A 23,139-nucleotide genomic window follows, 5' to 3' on the forward strand; every position below is an offset into this window, starting at 1 on the left:
TCAGTTGGTGGTTGGGGATGCTTCCGCATGAGCCGCCGATTTTGCGGTCTCGCGGATCGACTTGAGCGTCTTCATGACCGGGTTCGCGCCGCGGCCGAAATAGTCGTGCAGCTTGCTGTACTCCTCGTACAGGCGCTCGTAGACGGCTTGATTTTCCGGAATCGGATGATAGCTCTCTTCCTTGACCCGCGCCATTGCGGCGGCGGCTTCGACGATCGTCGCATAGCCGCCCGCCTCCTCGCCGGCCGCGACCGCGGCGAACATCGCCGCGCCGAGCGCCGGCGTCTGCCGCGAGTCGGCGATGCGGATCTCGCGCCCGGTCACGTCGGCGTAGATCTGCATGAGCAGGCGGTTTTTCTGCGGCAGGCCGCCGCAGGCGTACAGCACGTCGACCGGCACGCCGCTGCCGTGGAAGGCGTCGACGATCTTGCGCGTGCCGTAGGCCGTCGCCTCGAGCAGCGCGCGGTAGATCTCCTCCGGGCGCGTCTGCAGCGAATAGCCGAGCAGCACGCCGGTCAGGTCGGTGTCGACGAGCACGGAGCGGTTGCCGTTCCACCAGTCGAGCGCGAGCAGGCCGGATTCGCCCGGACGGGACCTGGACGCCTCCGCCTCGAGCCACTCGTGCACGCCGACGCCCGCGTTGTCCGCCGCCTCGCGCACATAGGCCGGCACGCCCTCGGTAACATACCACTCGAAAATGTCGCCGACCGCCGACTGGCCCGCCTCATACCCGTAGTAGCCCGGGATGATGCCGTCCTCGACGACGCCGCACATGCCCTCCACCTCGCGCTCCTCCGTGCCGAGCAGCATGTGGCAGATCGACGTGCCCATCGCCATGACGAGCTTGCCCGGCGTCACGACGCCGACCGCCGGCACGGCCGCATGGGCGTCGACGTTGCCGACCGCGACCGCGATGCCCGCCCGCAGGCCGGTGCGCTCCGCCATCTCCGGCGTGAGGCCGCCGGCGCGCGTGCCGAGCGGCACGATGTCGCCGCGCAGCTTCGTTTCCGCCAGCCGCTCCAGCCTTGGATCAAGCGCTTTCAGGAAATCCCCGCTCGGATAGCCGTCCTGCTTGTGCCAGATCGACTTGTAGCCCGCCGTGCAGCTGTTGCGCAGCGTCACGCCCGTCAGCTGCGAGATGACCCAGTCGGTCGCCTCCAGGAACAGGTCCGTCTCTTCGTAAATATGCGGAGCCTCGTCGAGGATCTGCCAGATCTTGGCGAACATCCATTCCGAGGAGATCTTGCCGCCGTAGCGGGCCAGCCAGCGCTCTCCGCGCTCGGCCGCGATCTCGTTGAGCCGGTTCGCCTCGTCCTGCGCGGCGTGATGCTTCCACAGCTTGACCCAGCTGTGCGGGTCGGCGCTATGCGCCGGCAGCAGGCAGAGCGGCGTGCCGCTCTCGTCGACCGGCAGCATCGTGCAGGCCGTGAAGTCGATGCCGATGCCGATCACCTCGGCCGGATCGATGCCGGACTGCCGCAGCACTTCCGGGATCGAGCGCTCGAGCACGGCGATGTAGTCGCCTGGATGCTGCAGCGCCCAGTCGTCCTCCAGCATCTGGCCCGTTCCGGGCAGCTTGCGGTCGATCACATGATGCGGATAGGGCGTCACATGATCCGCGATCTCCGCCCCGTTCGCCAGATTCACCAGCACGGCGCGTCCGGACTGCGTGCCGTAATCGACGCCGATTGCATACTTGGCCATCCTGATCTCCTCCTAGGTCGTGGTCTGTCCGTAATAAGCGCCCGCGCCGTGCTTGCGCAGGTAATGCCGGTCGAGCAGGCTGGCCGCCATCGGCTGCGCCTCGGGGCGGAGCTGGAACGTATGGTACGCCATCTTGGCGACCTCCTCCAGCACGACCGCGTTATGCACCGCCTTGGCCGGCGTCTTGCCCCACACGAACGGCGCGTGGGCGTGGACGAGCACGCCCGGGATGTCGTCCGGCTCGCGCCGTGCGAACGTCTCCACGATCACGCGGCCCGTTTCCTCCTCATAAGCGCCTGCGATCTCCTCATCGAGCATCGGACGCGTGCACGGGATCTCTCCGTAGAAATAATCCGCGTGCGTCGTGCCGAGCGCCGGAATCGGACGTCCAGCCTGCGCCCACGAGGTCGCCCACGGCGAATGCGTATGGACGATGCCGCCGATGCCGGGAAACGCCTCGTACAATACCAGATGGGTCGCCGTATCCGAGGACGGCTTCCACTTGCCCTCCACGACGGTCCCCTTGCGGTCGACGACGACCATGTCCTCGGCCAGCATGTCGCTGTAGGCGATTCCGCTCGGCTTGATGACGACAAGTCCGGTCTCCCGGTCGATGCCGCTTACGTTGCCCCATGTAAACGTGACCAGCCCGTGGCGCGGCAAGTCGAGGTTTGCTTCCAGCACCTCTTGCTTCAGCTGCTCCAGCATGCCTGCATGCTCCCTTCGCATGAATATGCCCTTAGTATAAACTTGTATGTACATGTTGGGAAGATCTTTTTTATTGCTGCATAGTGGTATGTACAAGAAAGGACGGCTTTCGCCGTCCTTTCTTGTCGCCGGGAGCCTCGTTCCGAGCGCGAGGCTCCCGGCCGATGCTTCGATATTAGCCTACGGTTACGGGCTGCGGTTAAGTGCCGAAAACCTTGACCTCCCACAGCTGCGGCGTGTACCAGTTGCCGGGATTGTTCCACAAATCGGCGTCGACCATGTTGATGCGGACGTAGCGGGCTGTCGCCGTCAGCGAGTCCGAAGTGAAGCCGTACGTCGTGTTCCCCGTCCGGTCCAGAGCGACGGTCCAGTTGACGTTGTCGCTGCTCGTCTCGATCTTGTACTTGTAGAACGCTTCGGAGCCTTTGTACATGTACCATGAAATCTGCACGTTCTTGATGCTTTTGACCGCGCCGAGATCGACTTGCCACCAGTGCGGCCACGTCACTCCCGTCGCCACCCAGCCCGTCTGGTAATTGCCGTCATTGGCGCGGCTCGCCGGATAGGCGGCCTGCGCGGTCTGCGCGGTCGCCGGCTTGCCTTGAGAGAGCAGCGTCCCGTTGTTGACCCCGGCGACGAAGCCCGTGTCCGCGTCCACCTGGATCTGATCCGAGTACGTCAGCGAGGCGCTCGTCCCGTTCAGCACGAGCGGCAGCCAGACGTATCTGGAATCGCCAAGCGCGCTCGGATTCCAGCGGTCGCCGACATAGATCGCGTTGGAGCCGCTGGAGCCCTGGATCGTGAAGATGAAGGCCGGCTGGGTGTAGAACGTGGACGGATCGCCGATCGGCTGCAGGGCCGACCAAGGCCCGTTCAGGCTCGTCGCGGTGGAGTACATCGCCTGGTTCGGGTACCAGCCCGTCGCGCCCGACGTGATGAGGTAGTAGAGCGAGCCTTTTTTGACGATGGCCGGAGCCTCGCGATGATCGCCTTCATAGATCATGTTCATCTCTTGCGCGATGCCCAGATAATCCGACGTCAGCTTGTACAGGCGCAGGTTGTAGTTGTTGTCGGAGGAGGAGAACAGATAGGCTTGTCCATCCGTGTCCTTGAAAATCGTCATGTCGCGCGATTCCTTGCTGTTGGGCCGGAAGCTGCCATGGTAGGTGAATGGTCCTATCGGGGAAGAGGAGGAAGCGACCGCGACGCGAGCCAGCGTGTAGCCGTTGCCGTCCTCGTAGTGGGCCCACAGCACGTACTTATTTGTCGCCTCGTTATAGATGACTTTGGGACGCTCGATCTTGGCGGACGCCAGCTCCGGGCTGGATGCCGTCGTCAGGGCGTAGCTGCGCCATGTCCAGTTTTTCAGGTTCGTGGAGGAGTACACCGTGACGGCCTTGAAGTTCGCGCTGTTGTGGATCTTGTCCTCTCCATACCAGTAGTAGGTCGAGCCGACCTGCAGGATGGAGCCGGCATGGGCTTGGAACGAGGCATTGTTCACATCCTTCCACGGCGTGCCGTTCGCGATCGTCTGGACCGCGGCGCTCGCTTCTTTTGGCAGCTGCAGCGTCAGGCATGGGACGATCAAGGCGAGCAACAGAATGAGCTTGAGCCAGCTTTTCATCATTCTCCCTCTTTCTTCACGTCAATTTGGAAGCGCTTCCTCTTTTAGGTATACCAATTGCGCCACGTCTGGACTAGTGAACAAAGAGCAAGAAGATGGACAAACGGCCGTTAGGGGCAGTGAACAATTCTCAACAATATGCAAAAATGCCAAATCGTACAGGAGGGCTGCTGCAGCGTAATGCGGAGCGCCCCCCGTCGCCACGACATTCAGCCGCCGAAGCGGGCTTTGATCCGATCGTATTCCTCGGTCGAGATCGGAAGCACCGTGCCGTGCTTGAATCCGTACGGAAAGCTGAACAGCTCGTCGGAACGGATGAACCTCCCGCTTGCGAGCGATTCGGCGACAAACGGCACATAGCCTTGTCCTTCGCCCTGCACGCCGTAGAAATCCAGCATGAGGCACCATCTGCCATCCGGCAGGCGGAAAGCGGTCGGAGCCTCGTAGACGCCCTGCTCGAGCTTGGCCATCTCTGCGTCGAAGGCTTCGACGCGGACATAATCGTCTCCGGCGACCGCTGTTCCCTTCTCCAGCACGATCGCGGCCGGATTGGCCTCGCTTTTCAAGAACCGATAAAAGCTCCCGTCCTCCACGTAGATCGCCGAGTCGATGATGCCGCTGTCTTCCTTGCGGCACAGCAATTCGGGCTGGCTGAACTGCTCGAAGTCGCGCGTGCGGGAATAGTAGATCGCTTTCGGCCCGTAACCGTTGGACGCGTGCGAGGACGACCAGTGGACGATATAGTCGCCGCTCCGCTCGTCATGGACGATGTCCGGCGCCCACAGGCAGCCGAACGAGTCGTCGCCAAGCGGAATCAGCCGCTGCTCGGACCAGTGGATCAGGTCGCTCGACTTCCACAGGGAGAGGCATTTGCTTCCGTCGATGCCGATGTTGCCCCAGTCGCCCTTGTACTTGCCGTGGAAGCTGTTCGCGAGGCTGAGATCCGTCGCCAGAATGCAGAAGCCGCCTTCGCGGGTACGGACGATCGTATGGTCGCGGACGCCCTTTTCTCCGAGCACGCTTTCGAGCACCGGCCTGCCGCCGTTCACCTGCTCCCAGCGGAACCCGTCCTTGCTGAGGCCGAAGTACACCTGTTCTCCGTCCGGCGTTTCCTTTTCCTTGAAATGAACGAACAAATAAGCCTCCGTCATGTCCGGCTCCCCCTTCATCATGCGCATCCGCTGCGAAATCGATTCCAGAACTGGAATCCGAGCGCTCCATCCATCTTGTACGATGCCGCGTTCATGCGTCAACTTCCGGCAAAGAAAAAAACAGCCCCTTCTCGCAAAAGAAGGGGCTGTCTCGCAGTTGGATGCGGCTCATGGCGCGGCCGCTGCGGCCTGCGCTGCTCGGACGTCACCTGCCGAGCGGGACGACAAGCGGCGTATGCGATACCGGATCGTCGATGATTCTGCACTTCAGGCCAAAGACGTCTTCGACCAGCCGCTCCGTCATGATCTCGCTCGGATTCCCTTGCGCGACGACTTGGCCATCCTTCATCGCGATGAGGTGAGTCGCATATCGCGCCGCATGGTTCAGGTCATGCAGGACGGCGACGATCGTTCGGCCTTGCCCGTTCAGGTCCTTGAACAGCTCGAGCAGGTCGATCTGATGGGCGATGTCCAAATAGGTCGTCGGCTCGTCGAGCAGCAGCAGCGGCGTCTGCTGCGCGATCGCCATGGCGACCCAGACGCGCTGGCGCTGGCCGCCGGAGAGCTCATCGACGAAGCGCTGCGCAAGCTCGCTCGTATCGGTCAGCCGCATCGCGTCGACGACCGCTTCTTCGTCCTCGTCGGTCCATTGCCGGATGAAGCTTTGATGCGGGTAGCGTCCGTGCGCGACCAGATTGGCCACTGTGATGCCGTCCGGCGCGGTCGACGATTGCGGCAGCAGGCCGAGCTTGCGCGCCGCTTGCTTGGACTTGTAGGCGGAGATGTCTTTGCCGTCCAGCAAGACCTGCCCGGCGGCAGGCTTGATGAGCTTGGCCAGCGTCCGCAGCAGCGTCGATTTTCCGCATGCGTTCGGTCCGACGATGACCGTATAGGAGCCGTCCGGTATGGTCACGGAAAGGTTCTGCGAGATGATGCGGTCGTCATAGCGGATCGTAATGTCTTCCGTCCAAAGCCTCGACGCCGGCTCGGAGCTACTCGCTTGCCGGCTGCCATCCACGGATCTTGTCATGTCAGGGTTCCGTTCCTTTCCAGGCCGATGGGTCGGCTACAAGGCCGACCGCGCTTGCCTGAACAATATGCCTACGAGGTACAAGCCGCCTATCGTCAGCGTGACGACTCCGACCGGAAGCAGGACGCCCGGCACAAGCCGCTGCGCGGCCAGATCCGCGCTCAGCAGGATGAACGCGCCCATCGCCGCCGCCGGAGCGAAGCTATGCAGCGATTTAGTCAGCCGCAGCGCGATTTGAGGCGCCGCCAGGGCGATGAAGCTGACCGGCCCCATGACAGCCGTCGGAGCGGCGGTCAGGACGACAGCCAGCAGGATGAGGACGAGGCGCGAGCGCTCCACGCGGACGCCGCGGGCTTTAGCCGCGTCCTCGCCAAGCTCCATCGCCTGCAGCGGACGGATCATGGCCATAGCCGCCAGCAGCAGCGCGGCGACGACGATCAGGCTTCCAGCGGACTGGGCCCAGCTGATGCCGTTAAGCGAGCCTGCGCCCCAGGCCGCGGCCGTGAGCGCGACCTCTGCCTTGCTGCGCAGCAGCAGCATTGAATTCAAGCTGCTCAGAATCGTGGAGATGGCGACGCCGACGATGATCAGCCGGAAGCCCTGCGTCCCTTTGCGGAAGGCCAAGGAATAAATGAGGACGGCCGTCGCCAGGCCGCCGATCAGCGCGCCCGCCGCGATTCCTGCAAACGACGTGGAGCCGACGATGAGCATGGCGACAAGAGCACCTGTATACGAGCCGGAAGTAAACCCGATGATGTCCGGCGATCCGAGCGGGTTCCGCGTCATCGACTGGAAAATAGCGCCGCTGACGGCCAGCCCGGCGCCGAAGACGATCGCCGCCAGCACGCGCGGCAGCCTCCACTCGACGACGATCGTCCGTGCCATTTTGGTTCCTTCCCCGTTCAACGCGGCCCAAACTTCCGCCACGCTGAGCCGCAAGGAGCCCATCATCAGTCCGGCGACCGCCAGCGCCAAGGTCATGGAGACGAGCACGGCCGTCACGGCCAGGCTCCTCGCATCGATCCGAAGCTGGATCCCCTTTTTGATTCGTATGTACCGCCTGCCGAACGGAACGGGAGTCATTGCAGCCACTCCTCCACCTTTTAGAAAATAGCGTTTGCTTCCAAACTTCGTTCCATTCAAGACAGCTTGCTGGCGGCGCGGCGACGGACAAGGAGGATCAGGATCGGCGCGCCGATGAAGCCCATGATGATGCCTACGGGCACCTCGCTCGGCAGAAGCACGATTCTTCCGATCATGTCGGCGATCAATAGCAGCAGCGGAGCGACGGCGAGCGAGTAGATGAATATCCAGGGCTGGCTCGGTCCGACGAACCAGCGGATGCAATGGGGGACCATGAGGCCGAGAAAGCCGATCGGGCCGGCGATCGCCGTCGCTCCGCCGGCAAGCAGCGTGACGGCGACCAGGCCGATGCCGCGGATCAGGATGACGTTGACGCCCAGCGAGGCTGCCCGGTCTTCGCCGAAGGCAATCGCGTTCAAGGCGGGAGCGAGGGCCAACGCCAGCCCGGCGCCGACCAGCAGGATCGGCAGCACGGGCCAGATGTCGGCCAGGCTCGCCCGGGCGAGCGAACCGACGGTCCAGTTCAGCATGCGCTCGAACGCCTTGCTGTTCAAAAGCGTCATGGAGGTCGTAAATCCGCTCAAGACCGCTCCGATCGCGACCCCCGCCAGCGTCAGCTGGACGGGCGTCGGAGAGCTTTTGCCCGCGCCTCCGCCGATGAAATACACGAGGACCGTCGCCGCGAACGCGCCGGCAAGCGCGAAGCCCACATATCCCGTCACCGTGCCGATCGAAAAGACGCCGACCCCCACAGCAACAGCAAAGGCTGCCCCTGCACTCACGCCAAGAATGCCGGGGTCAGCCAATGGATTTCGGGTCAAAGCCTGGATGAGCGCTCCCGCGAGTCCAAACGCAGGACCGACCGCGAGCGCGAGCAGCGTGCGCGGCAGCCGGGAGTCCAGAATGACCCGATGCTCATACGTGTCGCTGCTGGAAAGCAGCGCCTGGAAAACCGTCTCGATGGAAAGCCGCTTCGCTCCGATCATCAAGCTAAGGCACACGGCAGCCGCAAGCAGGAGGAGCGCGATGATGAACCCCGTTATCCTTTTGGATCGCAAGGACCCGACAGGTCGAGTTCGAGCCTGATCATGCTTGGGCTGCTTGGCCAACGTTCTCACGCTCCGGTTTTAGCGATGGCTTGAATCTGCTTCGGCAAGTTCTCGATCGTCCACAGCAGGGACGGAATCGTGCCGGTGGAGAAGGCATTGGATGTGTTCTCATCCAGAATGATGGATCGGCCGTCTACGACGGAAGGAATTTTCTGGAACAGCTTGTTGTCCGTAATTTCCTTTGGATCGACCCAGATCGGCATGACGACCGTCACGTCCGCATCCAGCAGGTCGAGCTGCTCGTCCGAAACCTTCACATAGAAGTTTCCGTCGGCCTTTTGCTCGACCTCGGCCTTGTTCTTGAATCCGAGCCGTTCCATGAAGTCGACCCGAGCATCGCCCTTGACGTAAGCGCCGAACCCGTCGGAGGAATAAGCTCCGACGACAATGGACTTGCCGGCGAATTCCGGATAGGCCGCAGCCGCTTTTGCAAAGGCGTCGTCGACTTGCTTGAGCAGCGCCGCGCCTTCTTCTTCCTTGCCCAGCGCTTTGGCGATCATGTCGACCTGCTCGCTCGTGGACGTCAAATAGTTGTCTCCGTCTGCCGGAACGCCGACCGTCGTCGCGATCTCGGACAGGCGCTTGTAGCGCTCTTCGTCGCCGGAGGACTTCACGTCCAGAATCAGATCGGGCTCGAGCGCGGCGATCTTCTCGTAGTCAAGCTCCATCGTGCCGAGGATCGTCGGAGCTTCCGCATAGGCGCCCTCCAGCCATGGGCCGACTCCGTCTCCGCCGAAGGCGAGCCAATCGCTTGCGCCGACCGGCTGCACGCCAAGGCTGAGCGCCGTCTCCGCATCGCCCCAGCCGAGCGCGACGACGCGCTTCGGCTCTTCGGCGATCGTCACCTGGCCGAATTTGGTGTCGATGCTGGCGTTGAACGATTCCGTCGCGGCAGGCGACGGACTTGGATTGGCATTGGTCGAATTGGAGCTGTCCGCTCCGTTATTGTTGGCTCCCGAGCAGCCCATCAGACCGATGACGATTGCCGTGGCGAGCGAAACGCCGCCGAGCCGTTTAGTCAAGTTGAACATGAATATCCCCTTTTCTTGTCTATGCGATTGAGAATCATTATCGTCAAGGATATTCAATTTACTTTCCTTTGTCAAGCAAGGACGAGGGGATAAATGAGGCGAAAATGGGGATGAAATTTATGGGAATAATCGAAAGTATATTATTTTCCGCATTTATTGATGCAGCAACTCGATTTATTTTTTGGTTCACGCCTCTGCAAAACGATGCGAATAAAAAAATAAATCGAGCCGCGCAGCAAAAAGCAATGGATTAGCCGTTCCACGGAGCCGTCGAGCCGCGCTCGATCAGCTCCGGGGCATAAATGAGCTGCTCCTGGGGCGGAGCCGGCTGGCCGTCGGCCAGGTCGAGCAGCAGCCGCGCGGCTCGCGCCCCGAGCTCGGACTTCGGATGCGACAGCGTCGTCAGCTTGACCGAGCCGGCGAGCGCGAGCTGCGAGTCGTCGAAGCCGACGACCGACAGCTCGTCCGGAACGGACAGGCCGAGACCGCTCGCAAGGTCGACGAGCTGCACGGCGAGCTCGTCGTTGTAGCAGACGAGCGCCGTCGGGCGCTCGCCCTGCGGCAGCTCCAGCAGCCGCTTCGCGGCGGCCGCAGGCTTGCTCGCCTTGTCCTCTGAGGCATAGAGCACGAGCCGGTCCGGCTCCGGCGTCAGGCCATGCTCGCGGCAGGCGCGCAGCATGCCCTGCAGGCGCCGCGTTCCTTGCATGTCGTCGGTCTTGAACAGGCCGGCCAGACGCGTGTGGCCGAGCCGGAGCAGATGGGCGGCGGCGGCGTAGCCGCCGGCCTCGTCGTCCACCTTGACGCAGGGGCAGTCCAGATCCGGATAGCGCTCGTTGATCATGACGAGCGGGATGCCGTCGAGCTGGAGCCGCACGTACAGGTCCAGGTTCGTGTTGCCCTGGGCGCTGCGGGTCGGCTCGACGATCAGCCCCTTGACCGGATGGGCGAGCATCCGCTCGAGCCCTTGGCGCTCCGCCTGCTTGCTGTTGTCCGTGCTCGACAGCAGCAGCCCGCAGCCGCGGCTCCTCAGCTCGGCCTCCGCTCCCCGTACGATATGGGGAAAGATATAGTCCGAGATGTAGGTCGTAATCATGCCGACGGCCGTGCCGCCGCCCGCTCCCGGACGCGCCGACGGGCTCGCGAACGTGCCTTTGCCGTGCACGCGGTAGAGCAGCCCTTCGCTGACCAGCTCGCCGATCGTCTGGCGCACCGTCTGGCGGCTCAGCCCGAACTGGGCCGCCAGCTCGTTCTCGGACGGCAGCTGCTCGTCCGCCCGGTATTTTTCCGCTCGCAGCCAGCCTTCGATCTGCTGCTTCAGCAAGCGGTATTTCGGTTGTCTGTCTTCCATGCCTGCACCCCGTCCATCAAGCTACCGATCAGTATACCACATGCAAGCTTGTACGGACATGTCGGAGACGGACGGGCGGGGATGGGGTTGGGGCGGACACGCGGGGACGGAAGCGCCTCGCTGCAAGGCCGAGGCGGGTCAGAGCCGGGGCGCCAGGGCCGGGACATGCACGGGCCGGGACATGCCAGGGCCGGGACGCGCCAAAAAACCGCTCCTCGCGCGCAGGAGCGGTTTTCGGGCCAAGCTTTCGGGGCACGCCCTAAGAACGGTTGCGGTTCGCCTGCTCCTTGATCAGGTCGCGGATCTCGATGAGCAGCTTCTCCTCGCCGGTCAGCACGATCTCCTTCTCGGCCGGTCCTTCCTCCACCTTCTCCTTGCGCTTGAGCTTGCCGAGCAGGCGGATGAACAGGAAGATCGAGAACGAGACGATGAAGAAGTCGATGATCGACTGCAGGAACAGGCCGTACGTCAGCACCGTATCTCCGACGGTGACCTCGAGTCCCGAGACGTTGATGCCGCCGAGCACGATGCCGAGCAGCGGCGTGACGATGTCGGCGACGAGCGAGCTGACCATCTTGCCGAAGGCGGCTCCGATGATGACGGCGATCGCCAGCTCCATGATGTTGCCCTTCATGGCGAACGCCTTGAAGTCTTTCCACATGGGGTTGTCCACTCCTTTTCAATTGTCCTGGTTGAGGATCTCTTCCAAGTATACCTTTTCCAGGCCGATGAGAAAGAGTCTTTTCGATCCTGCCTGCGGCGGATGGCAGCCGGGCCGTCCGCCAGCAGGCGCTAGTCGGCGAGCGACGCCCAGAACAGGCCGTCCGGATCGTGCTCCACCTGCTCCAGCTGACGCTCGAAGTCGGCATCCGGCGAAATATGCGGCACTCGGCTCCACGCCTTGCCGGACCGGTCCAGCCGCTGGACCTCCCAGAGCTGCCCGTCATGCCGGAAGCGAGCGATCGGACGCGCTTCCCACTGCGGCTTGCTGCCGCGCATGGCGGGCCGCCATTCCAGCAGCGTCAAGCAGTCCTCGTCCCACTCGCTCGACAGGCGCACCTGGTCGCGCAGCGGACGCGGCACCTTGAGCTCGGCGTAGCCCTCCATGATGCGGCTGATCCGGAACCTCGTGAACGGATCGATCGCCACGGGACTACCAGCTCGCTTTTTTGACGCCGGGAATCTGGCCCTTGTAAGCCAGCTCGCGGAACGCGATCCGCGATACCTTGAACTTGCGCAAATAGGCATGCGGGCGGCCGGTCATCTCGCAGCGGCTATGCAGCCTCGTCGGCGAGGAGTCGCGCGGCAGCTTGGCGAGCGCCTCGTAATTTCCTTCCGCTTTGAGCTGGCGCCGCCGCTCCGCATACTTCTCGACGAGCGCCTTGCGTTTCTGTTCTTTGACGACTTTGGACTTCTTGGCCATGTTGCCTCTCTCCTTTTAAATGAGAATCTTCAAGCAGGAATCCTCACAGCGCCAGAGCGCTTGCGCCCGGCGCCTCCTCCAGGTCCGGCGTCCGCCTCGGCTGGTACTCCTCGCCCGCCTCCCGCACAAGCGCGGCCGTGAGCGGCCCGTCGGCCAGAATCGCCTTGCGCTTGGCCTTCAGCATGATCTGCTCGATGTCGGCGAAGCTGCAGCCGCGCAGCCAATCGGATGCCTTTGCCGTCAAGGCGGGCTCGGCCGGGAAGTCGCCGATCAGCAGCCCGACGAACCGCAGCCGCGCCGGCTCGTCGGGGTGGGCGTAGCTCAGCTTCGTATCGAAGCGCCGCCAGATGGCGGCATCGAGATCGCCGTCGAGATTCGTCGCCGCCATGAACACGCTGCCCTCCTCGAACTCGTCGAGGCATTGCAGCAGCGTATTGACGACGCGCGTCATCTCCTTCACCTCGTCGTTGTTCTCCCGCGTGCGCGCCACGGCGTCGAACTCGTCGAGGAACAGCACGCAGGGCTGGGAGCGGGCGTAGTCGAACAGCCGCCGGATGTTGCTCGCCGTCTCGCCCAGATGGCTGTGGATGATGGAATCGAGCCGTACGAGCAGCAGCGGCACCTCGAGCCGGGCGGCGATCGCAAAGGCCGTCAGCGTCTTTCCCGTGCCCGGCGGGCCGTACAGCAGCAGCTTGTTCGGAATCGGAACGTCATGCTCCGCGAATTTGTCCTTCAGGCTCAGAATGCGGAGGAACTCCTCGACGATGCGGCGGTTGTCCTCCTGGTAGACGATGCGCCTCGTCCTGCGGGCGCATTCCTTCGGGCTGTACACCGTCGCCGTATCGGTTCCTTTGGAGCGCGGCAGGCGGTAGGCCGACGACTTGCTCATGAGTCTAATTCTCCTTCGGATCTAAACGTAATAATTACTATTATAGGCGGGCGAGCGGTTTTGTCAAACCGCTCTTTCCGGCCGTCTCCATTCCAACAGCAAAAAGGCCGCCTCAGCGGCAGCCTTTTTCCAGCCGAACGTCTCGGTTCCCGGACGTCCGCGGCGCTTTTTTCGTTTCACGAGCTTTTCGTCCGCCGCTCCTCAGCCCCGGCCAGGCAGCTCCAGCGCAAACACGCGCAGAGACGGCAGCTGCAGCTCCGGGTCCTCGGAGCTCAGCGAGAAGCCGTCGGAGCCGGGAGACGGATAGATCAGGTCGGTCAGCACCGCCTGTCCACCGCAAGCGAACACCTCGACCGATGTACGGTCCACCCAGATGTCGAGCTCGATCCGGCCGTCGGCCGGTTCCGCCGCGACCGCATGCCGTCCGGCGAACTGCGGGTGGAAGCCGCTCCGGCCGGAGCGGGTCCGATCGACGTACAGCTGTCCAAGCTTCGCGTCGAAGCCGATTTCGGTCGTTTCCGCGGCGCCCTTGCGCACCTCCAGGACAAAGGAGGACTGCGCCGGCAGCACGGCCCGGATGAGGCAGATGTCCAGCCTCAGAGCGGCCAGCGCCTCGGCGGCTGCCGCGAGCGGAGCATCCGCAAGCTCCAGCAGCGGGACGAGCGCGCGCTCCAGCTCTCTCGCCGGACGCTGCACGAGCGTGTCGCCGCTCGGCGTCGAGGCGAGCGCCAGCTCCCTCGGCAGCGTCATCGCGCCGCGAAAGCCCTCCGTCGGCGTCAGGTTGGCGTATTTCCAATTGCTCATCCAGCCGATCAGCAGCCGCCGCCCGTCCTCCTTCGGCACGTCCGACCAGGTTACGCCCGCATAGTTGTCGCGCCCTCCGTCCAGCCAGCGGACAGCCTGCGAGGCCGCGTCGGGGACGAAGGAGGCGCCGTCGAAGAAGCCGGTGAAGTACTGCGTGCGCGAGCCTTCCTCCACAGCGGGAGCATCGCCGATGCTGACGAGCAGCACCCATCTGGAGCGGGCCGGATCGCCGTCGACCGCGAGCTCGAACAGGTCCGGGCATTCCCAGACCCCGTCATGGGAGCCGATGCCGTCGCCGAACTCGCTGCCGAACGTCCACTCCTTCAGGTCAGGCGAGGCATAGAAGCAGACGGTGTCGCCGCAAGCGACCGCCATCACCCAGCGCGACGTCGGCTCATGCCACAGAACCTTCGGATCGCGGAAGTCGATGTAGTCGTCGTGCTTCAGCACCGGATTGCCGGCGTATTTCGTCCATGTCCTGCCTCTGTCCTTGCTGTAGGCCAGGCTCTGCGTCTGCAGCGCCGGCTGTCCCTCGCGCTCGAGGTGATGGGTGAAGATCGCGACCAGCCCCGGCTCGCCGCCGAAAAAGCCGGTCGTGTCGTTCCAGTCGACGACCGCGCTGCCGGAGAAGATCATGCCGTGCTCGTCGGGGAAGAGCGCGATGTCCAGCTCCTCCCACTCCGTCAGGTCGCGGCTGACCGCATGGCCCCAGTACATCGGTCCATGCGTCATGCCATGGGGATGGTGCTGGAAGAAAAGATGATACTCGCCTTCGAAATAAACCATTCCGTTGGGGTCGTTCAGCCAGTTCTCCTTGGCCGAGAAATGGAGCTTGCCCCGATCATGCGCGGACATGTCGCCTCTCTCCTCTATTGCCGATTGGCTTGCCCTGCCCGGAGCGGACGCTAGCGGGCGGCCTTCACATACAGCCGGGCGCGCTCCTCCCAGATCTCGCCGGGCTCCAGGCGGAACAGGCCGATCTCCTCCGCCGGCAGCGGCGACTTGGGCGCGTTCACGAGGTTGACCTGCGGCTCGGGACAGAAGAAGCCCTCCGTCGCGAAGTTGTTCCAGATCATCCACTGCTTGTAGGACGTGCCGACGTCGTAGACGAGCGTCAAGCCCGCCTTGGCGTCGGTCAGCTCCATCCGGTTGCGGCCCTGCTGCGGCACGGCCGTGTAGTGGTTGTCCATCGCCGCGTAGAACGGATAGACGCCCTCGCCCTTGAGCTGCTCCTCCTCGGGGCTGAGCGGCTGATGGCGCGAGGTCGGCAGCATGCGGCCGTCCAGCTCCCAGCGCTCGCCGATCGTCAGCTTGACCTTGCAGTCGGATGCCGCGCTGCCGGGATGGAACGGCGCCCGCACCGCGGTATGGAACGCGAGCAGGCAAGGCAGCGCGCCGTCGCCCTCGTTGACGACCTGAACCTGCTGGGCGAGGCCGAGCTCGCCCAGCTCGTATTTCAGCCGGATCGTATAGCGGAACGGGAAGCTCGCATAGCTCGGATGGCTCTCGTCGACGCGGATGGACGTGACGACGTAGCTGCCGCTCGCCGTCGTGCCGAACTCCTCGATCTCCCAAGGCATGTTGTAGACGAAGCCATGCAGATGGTTGCCCGTTTCCGGCTCGTTGACCGGCAGCTGGAGCGTGCGGCCCTCCCACGGAAAAGCTCCGTCCTCGTAGCGGTTCGGCGGGAACAGCACGGGGATGCCGTGGATCATCGGGCGCGCCTTGAACGCCTCCATCTCGTCCTCGGCCGGCTCATGCAGGAAGCGGCTGCCCGTCTCCGCGTCGCGGAAGGCGATCAGGTTGCCGCCGATTTCCGGCAGCAGCGCCGCTTCATACTTGCCCGACCGCAGCCAGACCGCCTTTTCGCCCTGGTATGTACCCTCGTATGCTTCATGCTTCATGTCTCAGGCTCCTCCTCATGACTCGCGTGTCCTTCTCCACCTTACCTTACCGCATGGCGAAAAGTCCGTCCATAGGACGGACTCCCCCCTCTGCCGCGCCTGCCGGTTCAGCGGCAGATCGCCTCGATCGCCACCGGGTAGCGGCCGGCGTCGCGGCCGTACAGCGACAGGCCGCCTTCGGAGGCGCGCAGCTCCAGCCGCAGGCTGCGGCTTGCGTCGAGCTTCGCCGCGATCCGCGCCGGCACCTGGGCCCGGCACAGCCAGCCGTAGGAGCCGGCTTCATCCAGCCGGTTGTCCGCCTCCTGGTAGTGCCAGGAGAGGATGCCGCGCGCGTCGGCCGGATCGTCCGGCAGGACGAATGTCGCGATCTGCTCCCCGTCCACGAGCACGTCGACCTGCGAGGCATGCTTCTCCTCGCCCGTCATGAAGTGCGTGTTGGCGTTGTTTTGCGCGTCGGCGCGGTCGCCGTGCATGAAGTTGACGTTCGCCGCCTGGCTCTGTCCCTCCACATGATGCGCGAGCAGGCGCTTGGCGCTGGCCTCGAAGCGGATCTCCACCTCCGACAGCAGCGGCAGCCGCTGCGCGTCCGGCAGCGCGATCTCGTAGGCGAAGCTGCCTGCGCGGCCGCCGTTCAGCTTTTGCCCGCCGATCGCGGTCCAATCCGGCTCGAACGAGCGCTCCGCCGTCTCGGCGACAGGCACGGATGCGGCGAGCGGGCTGGCGGCCCTTCCTCTGACGTCGAATGTCGTGAAGTTGCGGCTGACGACCGCGCCTTTATCGTCGACGAGCCGCAGGCCGAGCACGGCCACCGCGTCCTCGTCCGGCATCGTCACGCGCAGCGGCTGCAGCTCGGCGACGCCGTAGCCGTCCCACCCCAGCTCGGCCTTGCCGCTCTCGCGGATCGTCCGCGCCCCGTCCCGGTCATAGGCCAGCTCCCACTGCAGCGTCAGCGTCCGGCCGTGATAGGCGTCGCTGTAGCTGGAGCGGAGCAGCTTCACCTCGGCCTCGGAGCCGGCCTCCACCGTCCGGCAAGGGGGCTCGTCGACGACGATGAAGTCGGCCGCGTGCAGGTCGCGCAGGCTCATGCCCGGCATGACGCCGTCATAGCCGAAGTCCTTGGACGTGCCGTCCAGCCGGTAGTAGCCGTTGAATTCGTTCGTCACGTCGCGGAACTCGGTGAAGACGAAGCCGCATAGCTTGTCGTGGCGGCGGAACTCGTTGAGCATATAGCGGTAATGCCAGGCAAGGTCGCTGTCGCCCGCTCCGCCCTCGATGCCCCAGACGTTGCCGCACTCGCTGTTCATGAGCGGGGCGTCCGCCTGCTTGTTGCCGCCGATGTAGTTGAGCTCGGAGCCGGGATGCGTGCCCGAGACGACATGCTCGACATGCTCGCGCAGCTTGGCGTACCCGTTGACATAGAAGTGCCACGTATTGAGGTCGGTCTCGACATGATCCCAGTTGCACGGCGAGTTGTCCTCGACAAGACGGGTCGGGTCCAGCTCCTTGGCCCAGCGGTAGCAGCGGCGCACCCACTCCTGGGTTTCCGGGAGGTACAGCTGCTGCTGGCCCGCGTCCCCCGTCGTCGACACCGCGCCTGCATCCGTCTTCAGTCCCCAGGTCTCGTTGAACATGACCCACGAGAAGATCGACGGATGGTTCCAGTCGCGCTCGATCGTCTCCCGCGCCTCGCTCTCGTACGCGGCGCGCGCCCGCTCGTCCGGATTGCCCCAGAAGCAAGGCATGTCTTCCATGACGAGAATGCCGAGCTTGTCGGCCCAGTACAGCTTGCGCGGCTCCTCCGGCTTGATGTGGATGCGCACGAAGTTGAGGCCGAGCCTCTTCATCAAATAGATCTCCTCGCGCATCTCTTCGTCGGACGGGTACGTGAAGTAGCCCGTCCGGTGGTAGGACTGGTCGAGCGTGCCGTTCAGGTAGATCGGCTTGCCGTTCAGCGTGACCCACTTATAGCCGCGCTCGCCGAACGCCTCGGCGCCGATCTCGCGGATGCCGAAATACGTGCCGATGCGGTCCTCGCCCGCCACGCTGGTCAGCGTCAGCCCGCCTTCGTACAGATGCGGAGCGTCCGGGCTCCACAGCCGCGGCTCCGTGACCGAGAAGCGGACCCGCGCCTCGTTCGCGCCGGCGCCCAGCTGCAGCTGCTCGCTGGCGGACGCGTCCGGTCCGAAGTCCAGCTGCAGCAGCGCCTCTCCCGCCTGCGCGGCCTCGATGCGCAGCACGGCTTCGACCGAGCCGTCGATCGCCGTCTCGAACTTGGCGCTCCGCACGAACGTCAGCGGCCGGCCCTCCAGCCAGACCGGCTGCCAGATGCCGCGGATCTCGCCGTAGCCTTGCTTGCCGCGCGCCTGCCAGGCTCCGTCGAGGTCCTCGGCGCGCACGACGATCTCATTGTCCGCCTCCGCCCGCCAGGCAGCCGTCACGTCGAGGTCGAACGAGCCGTACCCGCCTCGGTGGGAGCCGGCATGGACACCGTTCACCCAGACGTCGCACTCGTAGTCGACGGCGCCGAAGCGCAGGAATACGAGCGAGCCGGCGGCGGCAGGACTCCAGCGGACGGCGCGGCGGTACCAGCCGACGCCTTTCTCGTCGCGGCCCCAGCCCGACAGCGGGCTCGCCCACGAGAACGGCACGGTGATGCGGGCGTCGAAGTCCGCGTCCTCCGGCAGCTTGCGGGGGGAGGACGCGGCGGATTCGGATTCGGCGGCGGCTTGGCCGGAGGCTGCCGGAGCAGCGGTCGGAGCAGCGGTCGGAGCAGCGGTCGGAGCAGCGGCCGCCTCGAAGCGGAAGTCCCATTCGCCGTTCAGATTCAGCCAGTCCCGTCGCTCCCAATCGGGGCGGGGATGCTCGGGGCGAGGCTGTTCAAGCTTCGTTTCGGTTAGGGATGGCACGTTCGGACACACACCTTTCCAGCAGGAATTGCCCTCATCATAGCGCATACATAATGATTTCGCAATATGTATTGTTATTTTACAATATTGAGGATTCCGGCTAGACTAGAAGCATCCCAATTTCGCCAAAGGACGGGCTGACATGAACGAACCGAAACAAGAGCTGATCCGCTATCCCGCCTCCCGTCTGCTGGACGTCGCCAAGGCGCTGTCGAGCGACATCCGCCTGCGGATTCTGGAGGCGCTCGGCGAGCGCCCGATGAGCGTCAGCCAGCTGGCCGAGGCGCTCGGAGCGGCTCAGCCGACCATCTCGATCAACGTGCAGGCGCTCGAGCAGGCCGAGCTGGTCTCCTGCCGCCAGGGCAGCGGGCGCGAGAAGATCTGCACGGCGAGCTGCCGCTCCGTGCTGCTGGAGCTTCCGCTGCGCTCCGGCGACGCGCTTCGCCGCGTGGAGGAGATCCGCATGCCGATCGGCCTCTATTCCCGCTGCGACATCCAGGCCCCATGCGGCATGGCCTCTCGGGAAGGAGCCGGACTCGGGTCGCCGGACGACCCGCGCGTCTTTTATATGCCGGAGCGCGCCGAGGCCGCCATCCTCTGGTTCTCCGGCAGCGGCAGCCTGGAGTACGAATTCGCCAATCCGATGCCGCCCGGAGCGGAGCTCGACGAGCTCGTCCTGACGGCCGAGCTCTGCTCCGAGGCGCCCGGCTTCCGCGACGACTGGCCGTCCGACATCACGATGCTCGTCGACGGCCTGCCGGTCGGCACCTGGACGAGTCCCGGCGACTTCGGCGACCGCAAGGGACGCTTCACGCCGGAGCGCTGGCGCGGCAATACCGAGTATGGCCGGCTGACGGAGTGGAAGGTGACCCGGGACGGCTCGTTCCTGAACGGCGAGCGCTGCTCGGAGCTGTCGCTCGGCGACCTGACGCTTGCGTTCAACGAGCCGATCCGCATCAGGCTGGCCGTCGCCGCCGATGCGGCGAACGCTCGCGGCCTCAATCTGTTCGGCACGGGCTTCGGCGACTACGCGCAGGATCTCGTGCTGAGCTTTGTGCGCCGCGTCAGGCCGGACGAGGGCTGACGCTCAGGTCGGGTCTTGCCGGGCAAGGAGAAGGGGCAGGGTCAAGGTCCAAAATGGACCTTGACCCTGCCCCTTTGAGTTGGGCGGGACGGCCGCCCGGCCGGTTTTCGCGGATCCAAGGCAGGTTTGTGCCTTGGTTCCGGCCGCCTGGCCGGTTTTCGATGATCCAAGGCAGGTTTATGCCTTGGTTCCGGCCGCCCGGCCGGTTTTCGCAAATCCAAGGCAGGTTTATGCCTTGGTTCCGGCCGCCCGGCCGGTTTTCGCAAATCCAAGGCAGGTTTATGCCTTGGTTCCGGCCACCCGGCCGGTTTTCGCAAATCCAAGGCAGGTTTATGCCTTGGTTCCGGCCGCCCGGCCGAAAAGCCCGTTGTGCTAGTACACGTTCAGCTCGCGGATCGACCACCAGCTGCTCGCCGTGCCGGTCTGCACGATCTTGATATAGCGCGCTGTTTGGGGCGCGAACGTGGCCGTCACGACCGGTCCGCTGCCGGTGCCCATCGCCACCGGACTGCCCCAGCTCGCGCCGTCCGCCGACACATACACTTCATAGCCGCGCGCATAATCTCCGTCGCTGCCCGTCGAGTCCATGACGAGCTTGCTGAACGTCTTGGATGCCTTCATATCGATCGTGATCGACTGCCCCGGCGCCATCGCCGTGCCCGTGCTCCAGCGCGTCGCCATGCTGCCGTCCAGCAGGTTGGCCGCGATGTCGCCGCTCGACGGCGTGCTGCTCGCCGTCCAGCCCGTACGGTCCAGCGCCGCTCCCGGCGTCGGACTCGGGGACGGCGTTGGACTTGGCGTCGGCGTCGGGCCTCCGCCTGCCGTGCCGTACACGTTCAGCTCGCGGATCGACCACCAGCTGCTCGCCGTGCCGGTCTGCACGATCTTGATATAGCGCGCTGTCTGGGACGCGAACGTGGCCGTCACGACCGGTCCGCTGCCGGTGCCCGTCGCGACCGGACTGCCCCAGCTCGCGCCGTCCGCCGACACGTACACTTCATAGCCGCGAGCATAATCGCCGTCGCTGCCCGTGGAGTCCATGACGAGCTTGCTGAACGACTTGGACGCCTTCATGTCGATCGTGATCGACTGCCCCGGCGCCATCGCCGTGCCCGTGCTCCAGCGCGTCGCCATGCTGCCGTCCAGCAGGTTGGACGCGGCGTCGCCGCTCGACGGCGTGCTGCTCGCCGTCCAGCCCGTACGGTCCAGCGCCGCTCCCGGCGTCGGCGTTGGTGTCGGAGTTGCCGTCGGCGTTGGTGTCGGCGTTGGTGTCGGCGTTGGTGTCGGCGTTGGTGTCGGCGTTGGTGTCGGCGTTGGTGTCGGAGTCGCGCTTGGAGCAGGCGTCGCCGAGCCGTTGCCGGCCCATTCCGTCAGCGTCTGGCGCATCGCCTCGGCCGGCGTGTTGGCGTACACGCGGCCGCCGATGTTGTTGACGATATGCGTAATCTCGCTGCCTGCCGTGCCGGAGAGCCAGATCGTCGTCATGTTGTGGAATTTCACGCCCGGCGCGTTCGGCGCCTCGATGGCGCTGCCCAGCTTGACGGCCGCGTCGCGGAAGTAGGAGTAGATGCCGAGCCCCCACGCCTCGTGGCTCGTCACGCCGTCTCCGACCTTGTAGGAGGCATAGCCGTTCACGGCGCCGCCGCCGCTTTTCCAGGAAGCCTGGTTCGGGACGTCGTACGGAATCTCGGACTGGTAGAAGTACAGCCGCCCGCCGTTGCCGTTCCACACCGTCTGGTACTCGTTGTGATGCTCGTTGAACAGGCCGTACAGCGTAACGTCGGTTCCGTTGACGACGAGCCCGTTCTTGGAGACGTTGGACGTCCAGCCCGCTCCGGCGCCGTGGTCCGCCCGCCAGATCCAGAAATGGTCGCCGATGACGTCGCTGCTGTTGATGCGCAGGCTGACCTCGTTGCGTCCGTTCGATCCTCCGCCAGTGCGGAACGTCAGGTCATGGAGCGACGTCGGATTGGCCTGGTGGCGGACGGCGCTGCCCTGCGGGCCGACCTCCAGCAGCACCGGCGAGCTCGCCGGGCCGGCGTCGAACATGAGCCCGGCGATCTTCACCCCGTCCACGTCGGCGACGCTCATCGCCGCCAGGCCCGTATCCGGCACGAGCGTCGGGATGCCGATGCCGAGCACGACCGTATTGGCGGAGGTGATCCGGATCGTATCGTTCAGATGATAGATGCCCGGCGTGAACAGCAGATGCTTGCCTTGAGCGAGCGCGGCGTTCAGCGCGGCTGCGGTAGCGCTTTCAGGACGCGCGATGTAGAACTGTCCGATCGGAATCGACTGGCCCGGCGTCGAGCCGGCCGCCCAGCTGACGCCCTGCGTGCCGCTTTGCAGCGCGGGCACGAACACCTGATACTGGCCGTTTCCGTCCACATACAGATAAGGCTTCTCGCGGATGAGCGGCGTCGTCGGCACGACCGTGTAGGGCGGATCGGGAAAGCTGGCGGCCGGCGCGTTTTTGCTGCCGACGAACACCATGTTCCAGACGCCGTTCGTCCACTCGCCCCACTCGCTGTTGCGGGAAAACCACTGCTGCTGCGACGCAGGCACGATCTTGCCGTCGACCCTGGAGTCGGCGAGGAAGCCGCCGCTCGCCCAGCCGGCATTCCAGTTGGAGTCGAAGTCAAACAGGTCGAGCTCGCCCTTGACGTTCAGGCGGCGCAGCGGCGCGGCCTGGGAGACGGCGATCTGCGTCTTGCCGCTAGCCGGCGCAAGCGTCATGTTCTCGATCGCGCGCCAAAAGTTGCGCGTCGCATTGCCGTTGTCCCAGTCGGCATTGACATTCACCCCGCCGGTCACCGTCACGTCGCCGGGATTGCGTCCGAGTCCGGCGACATGCGTGTAGAAGCCGACGTTGAAGCTGACGTTGTACGTGCCCGGCTTGAACAGCAGCGCCTTGCGGCTCGTGCTGAACTCGGCCGACTCCAGCAAGCCGAAAATCGACGTCGCCGTGGCGGAGATGTCCGCCGCCGGCATGGACGGATCGAACACATAGACGTCCGGTCCGAACATCGTCGTGTTGGCGTCGCTGACCGGAGCGGCCGAGGCCGCCCCAGCCGCCAGGCCGCCCAGCGCCATCGCCGCGGCGGCCGTCAGGAACAATCGCTTCATTTTTCATCCTCCTTCGGATTGGCCTTGCTTGTTTTTTCAGGCTGGCCGTCTTTCTGTAATCGTTTTCAAAAAGGTTGTCAGCCGCCTCCTCTCTCTCCGTATCGCCGGTGCTTCTGCCCCCGCTTGGGCGGATGGCTTTTCCAGTATAAATCGCCTCCTATAGGCTGGATATGGGGTTTTTCCAAGTTCTTGAAAAAACAAACCTAACGGCTGAA

General features: G+C 64.5%; 19 protein-coding genes. 2 read left to right on the forward strand and 17 right to left on the reverse strand.

The window, feature by feature from the left end:
• The 8 genes from GE073_RS17035 to GE073_RS17070 form a co-directional block, all read right to left on the reverse strand.
• The gene (locus tag GE073_RS17035; RefSeq protein WP_101807868.1) at positions 1 to 1,704 is read right to left on the reverse strand and encodes a ribulokinase; all 1,704 of its coding nucleotides are present in this window, start codon (positions 1,702 to 1,704) and stop codon (positions 1 to 3) included.
• 12 nt (positions 1,705 to 1,716) lie between these two features.
• Positions 1,717 to 2,412 carry an L-ribulose-5-phosphate 4-epimerase gene (araD, locus tag GE073_RS17040; RefSeq protein ID WP_153783919.1) on the reverse strand — a complete coding sequence of 232 codons (696 nt, stop codon included), beginning with the start codon at positions 2,410 to 2,412 and terminating at the stop codon, positions 1,717 to 1,719.
• A gap of 199 nt (positions 2,413 to 2,611) precedes the next feature.
• Positions 2,612 to 4,039, reverse strand: coding sequence for a family 43 glycosylhydrolase (locus GE073_RS17045; protein WP_153783920.1), 1,428 nt, complete (start codon positions 4,037 to 4,039; stop codon positions 2,612 to 2,614).
• A 206-nt stretch (positions 4,040 to 4,245) separates the two neighbouring features.
• Complete coding sequence (locus tag GE073_RS17050; protein WP_043110752.1) at positions 4,246 to 5,187, reverse strand: glycoside hydrolase family 43 protein; 942 nt, start codon at positions 5,185 to 5,187, stop codon at positions 4,246 to 4,248.
• A 205-nt stretch (positions 5,188 to 5,392) separates the two neighbouring features.
• Positions 5,393 to 6,217: an ABC transporter ATP-binding protein gene (locus tag GE073_RS17055; protein WP_101807872.1), complete on the reverse strand. Its 825-nt coding sequence runs from the start codon at positions 6,215 to 6,217 to the stop codon at positions 5,393 to 5,395.
• 36 nt (positions 6,218 to 6,253) lie between these two features.
• Positions 6,254 to 7,300, reverse strand: a complete 1,047-nt coding sequence (locus tag GE073_RS17060) for a FecCD family ABC transporter permease (RefSeq protein ID WP_101807873.1) — start codon at positions 7,298 to 7,300, stop codon at positions 6,254 to 6,256.
• A gap of 56 nt (positions 7,301 to 7,356) precedes the next feature.
• Positions 7,357 to 8,418 carry a FecCD family ABC transporter permease gene (locus GE073_RS17065; RefSeq protein ID WP_153783921.1) on the reverse strand — a complete coding sequence of 354 codons (1,062 nt, stop codon included), beginning with the start codon at positions 8,416 to 8,418 and terminating at the stop codon, positions 7,357 to 7,359.
• A complete protein-coding gene (locus GE073_RS17070) occupies positions 8,415 to 9,440 on the reverse strand; it encodes an iron-siderophore ABC transporter substrate-binding protein (RefSeq protein WP_153783922.1) in 1,026 nt (341 codons plus the stop codon). Before GE073_RS17070 ends, GE073_RS17065 begins: the two co-directional genes overlap by 4 nt.
• Before the next feature lie 110 nt (positions 9,441 to 9,550).
• Between GE073_RS17070 and GE073_RS17075 the strand changes: the two genes are divergently transcribed.
• A complete protein-coding gene (locus GE073_RS17075) occupies positions 9,551 to 9,694 on the forward strand; it encodes a hypothetical protein (RefSeq protein ID WP_153783923.1) in 144 nt (47 codons plus the stop codon).
• On the opposite strand, the gene GE073_RS17080 is transcribed toward GE073_RS17075, so the two are convergent.
• From GE073_RS17080 to GE073_RS17115, 8 genes are all read right to left on the reverse strand, one after another.
• A complete protein-coding gene (locus tag GE073_RS17080) occupies positions 9,691 to 10,788 on the reverse strand; it encodes a GntR family transcriptional regulator (RefSeq protein ID WP_028597221.1) in 1,098 nt (365 codons plus the stop codon). The two genes, GE073_RS17075 and GE073_RS17080, sit on opposite strands and share 4 nt — an antisense overlap.
• Before the next feature lie 259 nt (positions 10,789 to 11,047).
• Positions 11,048 to 11,449, reverse strand: coding sequence for a large conductance mechanosensitive channel protein MscL (gene mscL, locus GE073_RS17085; RefSeq protein ID WP_153783924.1), 402 nt, complete (start codon positions 11,447 to 11,449; stop codon positions 11,048 to 11,050).
• A gap of 131 nt (positions 11,450 to 11,580) precedes the next feature.
• The gene (locus GE073_RS17090; RefSeq protein WP_052332885.1) at positions 11,581 to 11,937 is read right to left on the reverse strand and encodes a DUF3024 domain-containing protein; all 357 of its coding nucleotides are present in this window, start codon (positions 11,935 to 11,937) and stop codon (positions 11,581 to 11,583) included.
• Between the two features lie 4 nt (positions 11,938 to 11,941).
• Complete coding sequence (gene rpsN / locus GE073_RS17095) at positions 11,942 to 12,211, reverse strand: 30S ribosomal protein S14 (protein ID WP_028597224.1); 270 nt, start codon at positions 12,209 to 12,211, stop codon at positions 11,942 to 11,944.
• Between the two features lie 43 nt (positions 12,212 to 12,254).
• The gene (locus GE073_RS17100) at positions 12,255 to 13,100 is read right to left on the reverse strand and encodes an AAA family ATPase (protein WP_028597225.1); all 846 of its coding nucleotides are present in this window, start codon (positions 13,098 to 13,100) and stop codon (positions 12,255 to 12,257) included.
• A 201-nt stretch (positions 13,101 to 13,301) separates the two neighbouring features.
• Positions 13,302 to 14,759 (reverse strand): glycoside hydrolase family 32 protein, encoded by a 1,458-nt coding sequence (locus GE073_RS17105; RefSeq protein ID WP_028597226.1) that lies wholly within the window; start codon positions 14,757 to 14,759, stop codon positions 13,302 to 13,304.
• A 50-nt stretch (positions 14,760 to 14,809) separates the two neighbouring features.
• On the reverse strand, positions 14,810 to 15,808 hold the full coding sequence (locus GE073_RS17110; protein ID WP_101807877.1) for an aldose 1-epimerase: 999 nt from the start codon (positions 15,806 to 15,808) through the stop codon (positions 14,810 to 14,812).
• A gap of 107 nt (positions 15,809 to 15,915) precedes the next feature.
• Positions 15,916 to 18,714: a glycoside hydrolase family 2 protein gene (locus GE073_RS17115; protein ID WP_228551599.1), complete on the reverse strand. Its 2,799-nt coding sequence runs from the start codon at positions 18,712 to 18,714 to the stop codon at positions 15,916 to 15,918.
• Positions 18,715 to 18,856: 142 nt separating this feature from the next.
• Here GE073_RS17115 and GE073_RS17120 point away from each other — a divergent pair, with 142 nt between their 5' ends.
• Complete coding sequence (locus GE073_RS17120; RefSeq protein ID WP_028597229.1) at positions 18,857 to 19,798, forward strand: ArsR/SmtB family transcription factor; 942 nt, start codon at positions 18,857 to 18,859, stop codon at positions 19,796 to 19,798.
• Between the two features lie 372 nt (positions 19,799 to 20,170).
• Here GE073_RS17120 and GE073_RS17125 read toward each other — a convergent pair whose 3' ends face one another.
• Entirely contained in the window at positions 20,171 to 22,924 is a 2,754-nt protein-coding gene (locus GE073_RS17125; protein WP_153783926.1) for a discoidin domain-containing protein, read from the reverse strand.
• Between the last annotated feature and the right edge of the window lie 215 nt (positions 22,925 to 23,139).

The sequence above is a fragment of the Paenibacillus sp. B01 genome (genome assembly GCF_009649995.1).
In the GTDB taxonomy this organism is placed as follows: Bacteria; Bacillota; Bacilli; order Paenibacillales; family Paenibacillaceae; genus Paenibacillus_O; species Paenibacillus_O pasadenensis.

Coding starts and splice junctions, on each gene's coding strand:
- GE073_RS17035 (WP_101807868.1), bottom strand. CDS start 1,704: ATGGCCAAGTATGCAATCGGCGTCGATTACGGCACGCAGTCCGGACGC.
- araD (WP_153783919.1), bottom strand. CDS start 2,412: ATGCTGGAGCAGCTGAAGCAAGAGGTGCTGGAAGCAAACCTCGACTTG.
- GE073_RS17045 (WP_153783920.1), bottom strand. CDS start 4,039: ATGATGAAAAGCTGGCTCAAGCTCATTCTGTTGCTCGCCTTGATCGTC.
- GE073_RS17050 (WP_043110752.1), bottom strand. CDS start 5,187: ATGACGGAGGCTTATTTGTTCGTTCATTTCAAGGAAAAGGAAACGCCG.
- GE073_RS17055 (WP_101807872.1), bottom strand. CDS start 6,217: ATGACAAGATCCGTGGATGGCAGCCGGCAAGCGAGTAGCTCCGAGCCG.
- GE073_RS17060 (WP_101807873.1), bottom strand. CDS start 7,300: ATGACTCCCGTTCCGTTCGGCAGGCGGTACATACGAATCAAAAAGGGG.
- GE073_RS17070 (WP_153783922.1), bottom strand. CDS start 9,440: ATGTTCAACTTGACTAAACGGCTCGGCGGCGTTTCGCTCGCCACGGCA.
- GE073_RS17075 (WP_153783923.1), top strand. CDS start 9,551: ATGAAATTTATGGGAATAATCGAAAGTATATTATTTTCCGCATTTATT.
- GE073_RS17080 (WP_028597221.1), bottom strand. CDS start 10,788: ATGGAAGACAGACAACCGAAATACCGCTTGCTGAAGCAGCAGATCGAA.
- mscL (WP_153783924.1), bottom strand. CDS start 11,449: ATGTGGAAAGACTTCAAGGCGTTCGCCATGAAGGGCAACATCATGGAG.
- rpsN (WP_028597224.1), bottom strand. CDS start 12,211: ATGGCCAAGAAGTCCAAAGTCGTCAAAGAACAGAAACGCAAGGCGCTC.
- GE073_RS17100 (WP_028597225.1), bottom strand. CDS start 13,100: ATGAGCAAGTCGTCGGCCTACCGCCTGCCGCGCTCCAAAGGAACCGAT.
- GE073_RS17105 (WP_028597226.1), bottom strand. CDS start 14,759: ATGTCCGCGCATGATCGGGGCAAGCTCCATTTCTCGGCCAAGGAGAAC.
- GE073_RS17110 (WP_101807877.1), bottom strand. CDS start 15,808: ATGAAGCATGAAGCATACGAGGGTACATACCAGGGCGAAAAGGCGGTC.
- GE073_RS17120 (WP_028597229.1), top strand. CDS start 18,857: ATGAACGAACCGAAACAAGAGCTGATCCGCTATCCCGCCTCCCGTCTG.
- GE073_RS17125 (WP_153783926.1), bottom strand. CDS start 22,924: ATGAAGCGATTGTTCCTGACGGCCGCCGCGGCGATGGCGCTGGGCGGC.